This is a genomic window from Allostigmatella hybrida (genome assembly GCF_020103775.1).
Classification (GTDB): Bacteria; Myxococcota; Myxococcia; order Myxococcales; family Myxococcaceae; genus Hyalangium; species Hyalangium aurantiaca.
Window position 1 is genome coordinate 17,944 of record NZ_JAHXBH010000050.1, and the last position, 12,236, is coordinate 30,179.

9 protein-coding genes are annotated in these 12,236 nt (G+C 67.0%); 3 read left to right on the forward strand and 6 right to left on the reverse strand.

The annotated features are described in order from the left end of the window. Positions 1-36: 36 nt before the first annotated feature. Together KY661_RS36135 and KY661_RS36140 are read right to left on the reverse strand one after the other, a co-directional pair. Positions 37-2,244 (reverse strand): RCC1 domain-containing protein, encoded by a 2,208-nt coding sequence (locus KY661_RS36135; RefSeq protein ID WP_450097587.1) that lies wholly within the window; start codon positions 2,242-2,244, stop codon positions 37-39. A gap of 207 nt (positions 2,245-2,451) precedes the next feature. Continuing rightward, the gene (locus tag KY661_RS36140; RefSeq protein ID WP_225414536.1) at positions 2,452-3,906 is read right to left on the reverse strand and encodes a serine/threonine-protein kinase; all 1,455 of its coding nucleotides are present in this window, start codon (positions 3,904-3,906) and stop codon (positions 2,452-2,454) included. Between the two features lie 365 nt (positions 3,907-4,271). On the opposite strand from KY661_RS36140, the gene KY661_RS36145 reads away from it, so the two are divergent. Continuing rightward, the gene (locus KY661_RS36145) at positions 4,272-4,460 is read left to right on the forward strand and encodes a hypothetical protein (protein ID WP_225414537.1); all 189 of its coding nucleotides are present in this window, start codon (positions 4,272-4,274) and stop codon (positions 4,458-4,460) included. 28 nt (positions 4,461-4,488) lie between these two features. Here KY661_RS36145 and KY661_RS36150 read toward each other — a convergent pair whose 3' ends face one another. After that, positions 4,489-6,777 carry a glycoside hydrolase family 88 protein gene (locus KY661_RS36150; protein ID WP_225414538.1) on the reverse strand — a complete coding sequence of 763 codons (2,289 nt, stop codon included), beginning with the start codon at positions 6,775-6,777 and terminating at the stop codon, positions 4,489-4,491. A gap of 235 nt (positions 6,778-7,012) precedes the next feature. Here KY661_RS36150 and KY661_RS36155 point away from each other — a divergent pair, with 235 nt between their 5' ends. Continuing rightward, positions 7,013-8,005: a hypothetical protein gene (locus KY661_RS36155; protein ID WP_225414539.1), complete on the forward strand. Its 993-nt coding sequence runs from the start codon at positions 7,013-7,015 to the stop codon at positions 8,003-8,005. Positions 8,006-8,026: 21 nt separating this feature from the next. Here KY661_RS36155 and KY661_RS36160 read toward each other — a convergent pair whose 3' ends face one another. Together KY661_RS36160 and KY661_RS36165 are read right to left on the reverse strand one after the other, a co-directional pair. Beyond that, on the reverse strand, positions 8,027-9,562 hold the full coding sequence (locus KY661_RS36160) for an FAD-binding protein (protein WP_225414540.1): 1,536 nt from the start codon (positions 9,560-9,562) through the stop codon (positions 8,027-8,029). Continuing rightward, entirely contained in the window at positions 9,555-9,932 is a 378-nt protein-coding gene (locus KY661_RS36165) for a Bor family protein (RefSeq protein ID WP_225414541.1), read from the reverse strand. Before KY661_RS36165 ends, KY661_RS36160 begins: the two co-directional genes overlap by 8 nt. Before the next feature lie 188 nt (positions 9,933-10,120). On the opposite strand from KY661_RS36165, the gene KY661_RS36170 reads away from it, so the two are divergent. Continuing rightward, positions 10,121-10,885 carry a hypothetical protein gene (locus KY661_RS36170; protein ID WP_225414542.1) on the forward strand — a complete coding sequence of 255 codons (765 nt, stop codon included), beginning with the start codon at positions 10,121-10,123 and terminating at the stop codon, positions 10,883-10,885. A gap of 51 nt (positions 10,886-10,936) precedes the next feature. Here KY661_RS36170 and KY661_RS36175 read toward each other — a convergent pair whose 3' ends face one another. After that, positions 10,937-11,926: a pesticin C-terminus-like muramidase gene (locus tag KY661_RS36175; protein WP_225414543.1), complete on the reverse strand. Its 990-nt coding sequence runs from the start codon at positions 11,924-11,926 to the stop codon at positions 10,937-10,939. Between the last annotated feature and the right edge of the window lie 310 nt (positions 11,927-12,236).

The window sequence follows — 12,236 nt, forward strand, 5'->3', positions numbered from 1 at the left end:
AGGACCGGCGCACATACCTGCGACCTGAACCTTCCTTCAATACAGCAAGGAGAGAACGGGAGTGTCTGCGTAGTCTGTAGCTCCGCCATCGCCAATCTGGCCGTATCCATTGGACCCAACCCCCCACAGGGTGCCGTCCGAGCGCACCGCCAGCGAGTGGCGGTAGCCCGCCGCCACGGCCTCTACCCCGCTCAGGCCTTGCACCGCCACGGGCACCGCGCGGTCACCCGTGATGCCACCCCCCAACTGGCCGTAGGCGTTGAGCCCCCAGGCCCACACGGTGCCGTCCGAGAGCACTGCCAGCGAGTGGTAGTCGCCCGCCGCCACGGCCACTACCCCGCTCAGGCCTTGCACCGCCACGGGCACCGCGCGGTTCACCGAGGTGCCATCCCCCAACTGGCCGTAGGCGTTGAGCCCCCAGGCCCACACGGTGCCGTCCAAGCGCACCGCCAGCGAGTGGCGGTAGCCCGCCGCCACGGCCACCACCCCGCTCAGGCCTGGCACCGCCATGGGCACCGCGCGGTTCACCGAGGTGCCATCCCCCAACTGGCCGGAGGCGTTGTACCCCCAGGCCCACACGGTGCCGTCCGAGCGCACCGCCAGCGAGTGGTATTGGCCCGCCGCCACGGCCACCACCCCGCTCAGGCCTGGCACCGCCACGGGCACCGCGCGGTTCACCGAGGTGCCATCCCCCAACTGGCCGTAGGTGTTGGACCCCCAGGCCCACACAGTGCCGTCCGAGCGCACCGCCAGCGAGTGGTAGTCGCCCGCCGCCACGGCCACCACCCCGCTCAGGCCCTGCACCGCCATGGGCACCGCGCGGCTCCCCCTGGTGCCATCCCCCAACTGGCCAGAGGCGTTGTCCCCCCAGGCCCACACGGTGCCGTCTGGACGCACCGCCAGCGAGTGGCGGTAGCCCGCAGCCACGGCCACCACCCCGCTCAGGCCTGGCACCGCCACGGGCACCGAGCGTCGGCTCGTGGTGCCATCCCCCAACTGGCCGGAGGCGTTGTCCCCCGAGGCCCACACGGTGCCGTCCGAGCGCACTGCCAGCGAGTGGTATTCGCCCGCCGCCACGGCCACGACTCCGCTCAGGCCCTGCACCGCCACGGGCACCGCGCGTCGGCTCGTGCTGCCATCCCCCAATTGGCCATCGAAATTGAGACCCCAGGCCCACACGGTACCGTCCGAGCGCACCGCCAGTGATTGATGGGCGCCCGCCGCCACGGCCACCACCCCGCTCAGGCCTTGCACCGCCATGGGCACCGCGCGGCTCCCCCTGGTGCCATCCCCCAACTGGCCGGAGACGTTGTCCCCCCAGGCCCACACGGTGTCGTCCGAGCGCACCGCCAGCGAGTGGCGGTAGCCCGCCACCACGGCCACCACCCCGCTCAGGCCTTGCACCGCCACGGGCACCGAGCGTCGGCTCGTGGTGCCATCCCCCAACTGGCCGTAGGCGTTGGACCCCCAGGCCCACACGGTGCCGTCCGAGCGCACTGCCAGCGAGTGGTATTCGCCCGCCGCCACGGCCACCACCCCGCTCAGGCTTTGCACCGCCACGGGCACCGCGCGGTCACCCGTGGTGCCATTCCCCAACTGGCCAGAGGCGTTGTCCCCCCAGGCCCACACGGTGCCGTCCGAGCGCACCGCCAGCGAGTGGTAGTCGCCCACCGCCACGGCCACCACCCCACTCAGGCCCTGCACCGCCACGGGCACCGAGCGGTTCACCGAGGTGCCATCCCCCAACTGGCCGTAGGCGTTGGACCCCCAGGCCCACACGGTGCCGTCCGAGCGTACCGCCAGAGAGTGGAAGTAGCCCGCCGCCACGGCCTCTATCCCGCTCAGGCCTTGCACCGCCACGGGCACCGAGCGGTTCACCGTGGAGCCATCCCCCAACTGGCCGTAGGTGTTTCCTCCCCAGGCCCACACGGTGCCGTCCGAGCGCACCGCCAGCGAGTGGCGGTAGCCCGCCGCCACGGCCACCACCCCGCTCAGGCTCTGCACCGCCACGGGCACTGCGCGGCTACCCCTGGTGCCATCCCCCAACTGGCCGCTGGCGTTGTTCCCCGAGGCCCACACGGTGCCGTCTGGACGCACCGCCAAGGAATGGGTACTTCCTGCGGCGACGTGGAACCTCGCCTGAGAGTCCCAGAGAGGCGAAAGACGCAATGCCTGCTCTTCCGTCTCAACCGTGGCCTGCCCACAGCCAACGGCCAGCCAAAGCCCAAGCCATACGCTCAACATCTTCCTCAGCCATCCTTGACTGCTGTGCATTCGGGTCTCCGGGTCTTGATGCGCCATAAGCGGCTATTGCTTAGCCAACGAAATGCCATTGCCACCAACACTGGCAAGTTGAGTCGCCGCAAGACCGGCAGCCGGTAGGCCGTTGCCTCGGGCTCGCAGGTCAATTCCGTGTCTTGCTGGGTGTGCTCGATGAGATCCAGCATTATCTCAAGGCTGAGTCGCGGGGACGGACGTAGGAAGCCGTTGGGGAGAGAATACCGGTACGTAACAGGTGCCTTTGTTTGTCTTGTGCGGCACGTTGAGCGCCTCGCAGTTCTCGCGCTCTAATTCCACCCAGCACCCCCCATTGAGAGCAACATGCCGTTTATGAAGGCAGCGTCCTTTAGCATCGGGGCGCATTTGTCCTGGCACAGGAGTAGGCGGGTTGTCTTCCGCCAACGTGACTTGAAGGGATGACGTGGGAGCGGGCACGGGGGAGGTGGACGCAGCAACGTCTCCCAATCCCGATGGAAACTTATCCTTGGCGTCGTCAGCAGCCGCTTCCCGCCTGACAGCATTGGATGAAGGTTGAGAGGTGCCATGCGCAAACCACCCTGCCCAGGAGCCAAGGGCGACGAGCATTGCGGTTGTTGCTAGCCGGGTCCTCCAATGCCTTGGAGGTAGCTGGGAGCCAGCGGCCTTGGGAGATTTCTCCTTGAAAGCGATTTCTTGAGCAGGCTGTGGCTTCGTCTCCTGCGCGAAGAGACGCTGGCTGTTTTCTGGAGGAAGGATTTCCGCTGCCTGCTCCATTGCCTCGGCCAGTGCTTGGGTGGTGCCACGCTCTGGGGGATGCACCGAGAGCATGCGGAGAATCACTGCATTGAGCTGTGGCGACACGCGAGGATTGAGGACACCTGGAGCGGGTGAGGCAACGCCCTCCAGATGCCAGAGGCCTGCATCGTCTTTGAAGGGCTCCGCGAGTTCGGGGTACTTGCCCGTGACGAGCCGGTAGGCAGTGACGCCCAGCGCATAGATGTCATCCGTGGGCCCGGCGGAGTAGCGAGCCTGTGGGTCGCGGAAGAACTGGAGGTCGAACAGGCATGCCTCCGGAGAACGGTAGGCGGGGGTTCCGGGAGGCAACGTGTCCTGCGTCAGCGTCGAGGCCTGGGGGTAACGGCCCGAGCCGAAGTCCGTGAGCAGGGCATGCCCATCGGCGTGCCGTACCAGCATGTTGTCTCCCTTTATATCCCGGTGGACGCAGCCTTGGGCGTGCAGGGCCTGGAGCGCACGGGCGAGCTGGGCCAGGAGACGGAGCACCTGCTGGGAGGAAGGTGGATGTTGCTGGGCCCAATCGTACAGCGGTGTGCCCTCCACCCAATCCATGACGAGGAAAGGGTAAAGGGTGCCGGAGGGATGCTGCCATTCCCCGTCTTCCCAGAGCCTCGGGATGTGAGGATGGCGCAGGCGTGAGAGTAGCTCCGCCTCGCGAGCGAAGCGCGGATCCCGGGGCATCAGCGCGAGCTTGAGGGCCAGGGGAGGGGCGCCCTCAGGGTCTACAGGCACCACCCGATAGACGGCGCCATGGATGCCGCGGCCTGCCCAGGCCACCACGCGCCAGGAGCCCACCACGGTACCGGGCGGAAGGAGGGCAGGGTGCAGCGCGACGTTGGAGGGCCTGTCCATGGGATGCCTCGCAAAGGGACAGGCGACCTTACATCAGTGGTCGTTCCGTGCGAGGCCTACCGGTGCCCAGCGAGGGGCACCAAGTTCTCCAGTAGGAGCGTTGGACCGCGCCTGTTCTTCCGATGGGGAAGAGTCGATGATCGGCGCCATGACGTTCCGGACCGCGCTCGCCCTGCTGCTCCTCCTTACCGCGCCTGCAGCGCATGCCGATGCTTGGACCTGGGGAGGCCGGGTGGGGCGGTTGGAGGTGCGCGTGACCCGCTCGGGCTTCAACGACGGCGCGGGTGTGGGCGGCTGGAGTGCCGACGAGGCCCGGGCCTTTGCTCCCGCGCGTACGCAGCGCCCTGCGGAAGCTCGATCTGATCGTGCTAGCCGGGATCGAGCGGCCGGACCGGATCGTGCGCTCCGCCTCGGAAGACGAGGAGCTGCGCCTGGCCGTGGACGAGAAGCTGAAGGAGCTTCTCCTTGACGACCCTTACTCCCTGGGCGTGGAGGTGCTGGAGGTGGAAGGCGCTCCGAGGGCGCGTGCGAAGCAGGTTCTCCAGCACCTGTGAGGCAAGAGCAGGTTGATGGTGGACACGCTCAGCCGGCGCCAAAGCGCCTGGAAGCTCTTCGCCGCTGGCTCAGCCACAGCAACAACCCCAGGGGCGCGAGTGCGCCACTCCCCCCGGCCGTGGAGCAACCCGCGGCAAGCTCCTGGGATTCACCCGCTGCGTCCCTATTCAAGGGCGTCACCTCCTGCGAAAGCGCGAGACGAGCGCCCGTGACAGACCTCACGGTGTGATTCGCCACCCAGTAGTCGTCGTTGCTGCCGCTCTTGAGAGAGAGCTGGCCGAGCTCATCGGTCAGTGGCGCATCGGAGCGGAAGGCGTAGCGGTCCGCCAGGAGGATTCCCGTGCCACCCGGCGGGCGGATCCAAACGCTGTACCTCTGGGCGGGGACATCGGCCACCATCCGCACGTGGTAGATGCTGTTGAGCGTGTAGGGCACCCGGTTGACCGCCGCGTAGCCGCTCCCGTTGTACACCTCGAAGATCCCGTTCGGGCTCATCCGGAGCGCCATGGCCAGGTGCGAGCGCTCCGTGACGGTGGTGGAGCTGTCCGCGTAGCCGATCACGCCGTCGATGGGGGCGCGCAAGGGCCGCACGTCGAACTCGATGCTCTGCATTCCGGTGTTCCCTGTCCCCAGCGCGTGCAGGCTCGCGTAGAACCCCTGGCGCGAGTACCAGGTCTCGCCCACCGCGCGCACCGTGTGGTTGGCCACCCGGAACTCGTTGTCCCGGGTGCCGCTCTTGAGCACGGCCTTGCCGATATCGTCCATCACAGGCGCGGTCGAGCGGAACGCGTAGCGGTCTGCCAGGAGGACCTCCGCTCCCCCCTGCGGGCGGACCCAAACACTGTACTGACGGGCATCGAGGTCCGCGGAGATGCGGACGTGGTAGGGGGTGTTGGCCACGTAGAGCAGCGTGGTGGCCGCGGCATAACCCGTCCCATTGTAGACGTCGAACCAACCACTCGGGTTCATGCGCACGAGCATGGAGAGCTGGGAGTAAGCCGTCACGGACGTGGCGCTGTCCGCGTAGCCCACCACGCCATCAATCGAAGCGTCCAAGGGCGTCACATCGAACTCGATGGTCCGGAGCCCGGTGTTGCCCGGGCCGAGCTCCCGTACGGCTTCCGCGAAAAAGAGCCTTGAGTACCAGATGCCCGGAGACGGCGGCATGGGCTGCTGCTTGAAGCGGCGCAGGGCCTCGATGAAGTAGTAGTCCCCATAGACGAGACTCACATCCACCTCCTGGCCCGCAGGGTAATGGCCCACGCCATGCAGCAGGATGCCGGGGCTGTTCGTGCCTGCGGCCAGGTAAGCGGGCGAGCTGAGCGTGTCGAGCATCTGCATGGCGGCATTCCAGTACTGGAGCTGAGTGCTCGCGTCCGGGACGTAGTTCGTCAGCTCCAGCAGAGCCGAGGCCACGGCGGCCGCAGCCGAGGAATCCTTGAGCATCTGGCTGGCAGGGGCATCGAAGTCCCAGGGCGGAATGCCGTCAGCAGGCAAGCGGCTCAGGTAGTAGTTGGTGACTTTCTGCGCGGCCTCCAGCATTCGCGGATCCCGCGTGTACCGGTAGAGGAGGGTGTAGCCATACACCGCCCAGGCTTGCCCCCGGGTCCAGGTGGACGTGTTCGAATACCCCTGGTAGGTGCCCTGAAAGCGCAGGGCTCCCGTGTTCCGATCGTAGTCCGCGACATGGAAGGTGCTCCCGTCCGCACGGACCAGATCGCTCAGGGTCCGCAGCGCGTGGTTGACGGCCATGTCCCGCCAACCCACCTGCCCACCGTTCTGGGCGCCCCAGAGCAGCAGCTCCAGGTTCATCATCGTGTCGATGACCAGCGGAAGTTGCCAGTCCGGGTTCCAGTCGCAACAGTTGATGATGCCCACGCGCGGGTTGTACCGGGAGGCCAGCGAGCCAGCGGCCGTCAGCAGCACCTGCCGGTAGTAGTCATCCCCCGTGAGCTGGTACGCCAGCGCATAGCTGGGGATGAACTTGAATCCCAGGTCATGCGTCTGCATGTTGCTCTTCTGGACCTCCAGGTTCCGCGTCCACGTGTCCGCACGCACCCGCCAGGTGGCAACCCCCGTCTGTTGGTACATGTACCAGAGTTCCCCTGGGAAGAACCCCTGCGTCCAACCGAGCAAGTCCGTGGCGGGGATGAGCCGCCATGTCCCATTGGGCAGAGAGCTCTTGGGGTACTGGTTCGCCGGCACCTGCGAGGCCGTCCGCACGAGCTGTTCCTGGGCAAATTGAAGGGCGCGGTCCGCCGCCGCCTCATCGAAAGCCCTCGCGGGCCCTGCCACCAGCGCACAAAGCGTGCTCAACAAGGCCAAGATCCGGGTTTTTCCCTTACCCCCACATACCATCCACACACCATCCTCTCTTGGAGAGGAAAAGATGTCCCGCCAGGAACAATTGCCTATTGGCCTGAAGGAGGTGCGCGTCCCCGGCGGGGGACTGGGAGAAGGCAGCCGGGGGCTCGACAGCGGGTTGCTCACAACGGTTGGCTTTGGCCCACCATGTCTAAAGGGGGCCCCGCGCCCACTTTCTGGAGGCAACATGCAGAACGAGCCACATCCGCTGTCCGAGAGCCAAACCCCGTCCATTCAGCCCAGAGGAGAGCTGGAAGCCTATACTTTCTTGGAGGGCCAGCTCGAGCACGCGTATACCCAGAGCAACGTGCGGAGTTCCTGGGACTTGCTCATCCCAGGGGCCTACATGGAGTTCACGGAGGCCACGAACCTGCTCTTCTATGACCGCACGGCAGGACTGGCTGAAATCTACCTGCCCGAAGGGCCTCAGGGAGAACTTCAACTGCTCAAGCGGCACACCGGCTGGCGCCGTGGCTGGGATCTCATCCTCGCGGACCACTTCCTGGAAGTCAGCAAGGGAGACTCCCTGCTCTTCTATGACCGGGAAGCAGGATTGGGAGAACTGCACGCCATGGACGGTGAGGCAGGCGTCTTCCGGGTTGCTCGCTTCACCGATTGGCGCCGCACGTGGGATGCCATCCTTCCGATCATGCCCCTGGACGTCTCCCCTGGCACCGGACAGGTCTTCACCTCGCTCCTCTTCTACGACAGGTCCGTAGGCGAAGGTGAGTTCTATACCACGGATGGGCAGGGCCACCTCTCCCGGGTATCACGGCACTCCGATTGGCGCCGCACCTGGGACCTGATCGTCCCCTTCACCCAGTCCACCAGCGATGCCAATCGCACCGTGTTGGTGTTCTATGACCGGAGCGCGGGGCATGGAGAGCTGTACGCCGTGGACGGGCAGGGGGACATCGCCCGGTTGTCAAAATACACCGGCTGGCGCCAGAGCTGGGACCTGATCATCCCTTGCCGCATCTCTGGCCTCAGCGCCAACGGACTGCTGTTCTATGACCGGAGCGCGGGGCTGGGAGAGCTGTACGCCGTGGATGGGCGTGGGGCGCTTTCCCTGGTGTCTCGGTATACAGACTGGCGCCAGACCTGGGATGCCATCGTGTTCGGCACCCTGGCCGGCCCGGGTCCCCTCCTTGATCCGAGTCTCCTCTTCTACGAGCGGTAGAGGGAGAACGGGCTGAGCGGCTCATGGCGCCGCCAGCCCGAGCTCCTCTTGGAAACGGTTGGAGAAGACACGCCGTGACTCCGCGTCGAGCAGCGTGTTCCGGGCGGCGAGCCACCGGTCGATGGCATCTCCATACATCTCCCGGACGGCTTCCGCGCCCAGCTCGAGCTGCTTGCCCCAATGGAATGTGTGCGGGATGCCGCGCTCGCGGAGCGCCGCCCACACGCGCCGGTAGAGCGACAGGGTGCGGTCCGACAAGGGGCCGTCGAGCTCCAGGACACAGGTGGGCTCGAAGCGTGTCCACCCCAGTGTGGCCTGGGTTTGCTTCACGTAGCGGAAAGCAATCAGCACCGGGAAGGGCCCGGACTCCCGGTTGAAGTCCTGCACCAGGTCCAGGGCCTCCGTGGCGCGGGAGATCGGCAGGCCCATCGCCGTGCTGGCCACCCGGCCTCGGATGGTGGTGTTGGTGAAGATCTCCCCGAGCGTCCCCTCGACGCCATAGATGTCCCGATAGGCCCTGGACAGCACCTGGTTGACCGCGAAGGGAATGGCGGGCGGAGCCAGGTCCGTGACCAGGCCGATGAAGGCCGCCGCGTCGTCGCCCGGCCCCATGCCGTCCAGGTCAATCCCGGGCCGGGCGTAGCCGGGCCGGAAGGGCCGCCGGTACAGGGTGATGACGTGCGCGCTGTGGGTGGGCGCGAAGGGGTTCACCACCACCTGGAAGTGATAGGGCCGCTCGGCGCCACCCGGCAGCGCGAGGCCCGAGAAGTCCAGGGTGTCGAGCGCCCTCCGCAGAGCCCTGTCCAGCGGCAGCCGCTGGCGGTACATCTTCAGCAGGAAGAGCGGCTCTGTCTCCATCAGCACGCCGTGGATGATGCCGAAGCTGCCGAAGCTCACGAGGGCGGCATCGAAGAGCGCATCGTCGCGCACCAGCTCGGCGCCGAGCCGGCGCGCGAACCCGTCCGAGGTGACTGGACGGGAGGCGCGCTCGAGCCAGATGTGGCGTTGCGGCCCCACGAGCAGGTGCAGCCCGGCGACGGTGTCATGAATGGCCCCTGTGTCGATGGCCGAGCCATGCGTCCCCGTGGACAGCGCGCCGGCAATGGTCTGTCCATTGCTCGCGCCGCTCGTCTTCAGGGAGCGCCCCAGCCGCCGGAAACGCGCGTTGAGTTCCACGATGGTGCAGCCACACTGCACGAAGTGCAGCCCGGCGGCGTCGCCCGTGTACTGGGCATGCACCATCTCCGGCGTGAGGCGGAAGTAGAGGTTGAGCGGCTTGGTATTCACCAGGCGGCCATCGGTCGCGGGGGCGCCCGAGAGGGACCAGCCGCCTCCCAGGGCGCGGAGGTGGATGCGGTCCATCACCGCATCGGCGATGAGCTCCTGCAGGCCCCGCGTCGTCGCGTTGTAACGCTCGAGCGGCGAGCCCTCTCCGGTGGGGTTCCAGATGTCATAGATCCCCAGGAGTTTTTGCGTGTAGGTCTGATGCTTGTTCGTCCACGTGTGCTGCCGCGTATCGATCACGAGGGACTGGAGTCCGGCGGCTTGCTCACTCATGAGGGGCCTCCTGGAGTGCGGGGACCTGGAGGCCGATCACGCCCTCTTCCTCCGGCCGTTTGGCACAGCGCCATTCCACCCGGAGCGGAGACCAGAAGCCGAGCGTCAGCGCGGTGAGGACGGTGTAACCGAAGTGGGTGGTGACCCGGACCTCGTCCAGCGCATTGCTGGGCTTGCAGGTGATGGCGGTCACGTCCTGGGGCTTGTTCAACAACCCCCAGGCGAGCGAGTGGACTGTCTTTCGCTGGGGCTCTGTCGCGGGGGCCGGGGCTGGCACCTGGACACCGTAGTGGTAGCAGCCTGCGTTCAAGGACAGGAAGAGCGCGGTGGCCACCACACGGCGATTCTTCCGAGAAACGGGTGTTTGCATACACAGCTCTCCCCATGACAGGCCGCCATCACTTGGAGAGGGTGGAGCAGGAGAGGGTGTGACGGCATCGGACGGGAGGGCTGGGGCGCATGGCTGGACGCTCGCCTGGGTTGCAGCGGCCGGGGGCCGCCACGCGTCACGAGCACCTTTTGTGGCGCGGGCCGCGAGCAGGCTGGATGCTCTTCTCCATGCCTCTGCTTCCCCGCCTCCAACTGTTCGAGTTCCTCGACCAGCCGTGGCTGCCCGAGCCGCTGCGCCGTGGCGAGACCGACTACTTGCGCGTCGTGCTCGACCGCCTGCGGCCCTACGATGGCGTAGCGCCTCAACTGGCGGAGTTGCTCCGCACGGCGGGCACGGACCGGATCGTTGACCTTTGCTCTGGCGCGGGGGGCCCGTGGCGCACCTTGCTCCCGGCGCTGCGGGCGGTGCACGGCCAGGCCGAGGTGGTGCTCACCGATCTTCACCCCACCCCGGGGCAGGCGCTACCGCCCGGTGTGCACTACCGTGACACCCCGGTCGATGCCACCCGCATCCCCGAGGAGCTGGCGGGGGTGCGGACCCTGTTCGAGGGGCTGCACCACTTCCCTCCGGAGCAAGCCCGCGCCCTGCTCGCGGATGCCGCCGCGCGCAGGGTTCCCTTCGCTGCCTTCGAGCTCACCCAGCGCACGCTGCCGTACATCCTCGTCCAGTGCCTGCTCATCGGCCCCCTCGTGTGGGGCTTTACCCTGCTCATCCGCCCGGTGCGCTGGTGGCGCCTGGCCCTCACCTATCTGGTGCCCATCCTCCCCTTGCTCATTCTCTGGGATGGGGTGGTGTCGTCGCTGCGGACCTATGCTCCCGAGGATCTCGAGAGGCTGACCACAGGGCTCGGCGGCGACGGGTACCGCTGGAGGAGCGGGGTGCATCGCGTGCAGGGGATGGCGATCACCTATCTCATTGGGCAGCCCGTGTAACCAGGGCCTGGCCACGGGCTGCCGGACGGCTGCTTCGTTCAGGTTTCCCGCTTACTCCTGAGGAGCCGCGGCCGCCTGCGCGTCCAGCGCCGCCTGCAGGTAATCCCGGCGCCGCTCGAAGCGATCCTGCGGGACGCCCCAGTCACCGGTCATCTTGCTCTCATCCGCGAGCAGGTCGTGGAGCCCCTGGAGATCATTGTTGACGAGGTGCTGCTGAATCTCCGTCCGGGTGGAGGGCTTGTAATCGCCCCGGTAGAGCAGATCCACGGCCACGTCCTTGATGGCGGGATCCAGGTTGTCAAAGTCGACGCTGCCGTACTTGGCGACCGTGTCGTCCTTGTTGGAGATGCGCTCCACCTCCGACTCGTAGTGGTCGTACACCTTGGTGAACAGTTCCTTCTGGGCCGCGGGGGTGATTTCAATGGCGGCCACATCCTCCCGCTTGGTGAAGTCGGAGGCCGCCTTGCCCTCCAGCCCCGCGCCCTGGGCCAGCAGCTCGGCGTCGGCATCGGGCACGCCCGCGGCGATCAGATCCGAGCGAACGGTCTCCTCCGACCGCCCCTTCATGTCGTAGCCGCGGCCGACGGTGACCCCGGACGCGCCCCCGGGCCAGTGGGCCTCGCGGCTGAAGTAGGCCCCCCTCGTCTCGAGGCCCTCGGCATCGAACGTCAGCTGCCCCTTGGGCACTTCGAAGTCGCTGACGAAGGTCTGCGGCGTGGGGTTCAGCGGGGTGGCCCCCAGGAGCTCGGGCGCCGCCTCGAGGGCCTTGGCGGGATCGAAGGCCGCCGCGTCCATCGGCTGGTTCCGGATGGGGGTGGACGACATGAGGTTCGGCATCGACGCGACGTCCTTGGCCGGCTCGAACGTGCTCTGATCGAAGTTCACCGTCGGGGTCTTGGCGACGGGGTTGCTCTGGGCCACGTCCGGGGTGGTCTTGTTGACGCTGGTGGTGGCGTTCGCAGAGGACGACTGGGAGGTGCTGCTGCGGGAAGAGACCGAGCTGGAGCCAGAAGACGAGCTGCGCGTGGAATCGACGCCCATGGGGAACCTCGGAGAACCGGCGTGGAAGGGGAGAAAGTAGTGCAACGTGTGTTTATGTATGCCTGGGCCCCTCAGGGCTCAGAGCGCACAGCGATCTTGGAGTTCTCGCCGGAGGCCCTCCATTGTTGCGTTGGAGCTGCAAATTCCCTCGGCCTAGTCCTCAGTGCCACCCCTTTCAAGGTGATGGAGGGGGTAGTCCCCGGACGAGCGAGTCAAAGAGCCGTCCGGGCATGGAGAGTGGGGAGTGCGCGAGGCCTACGCGAAGAGCCAGTGCATTTTGCAGGCTTTGACCCTTGGAAAGACGCTTCGT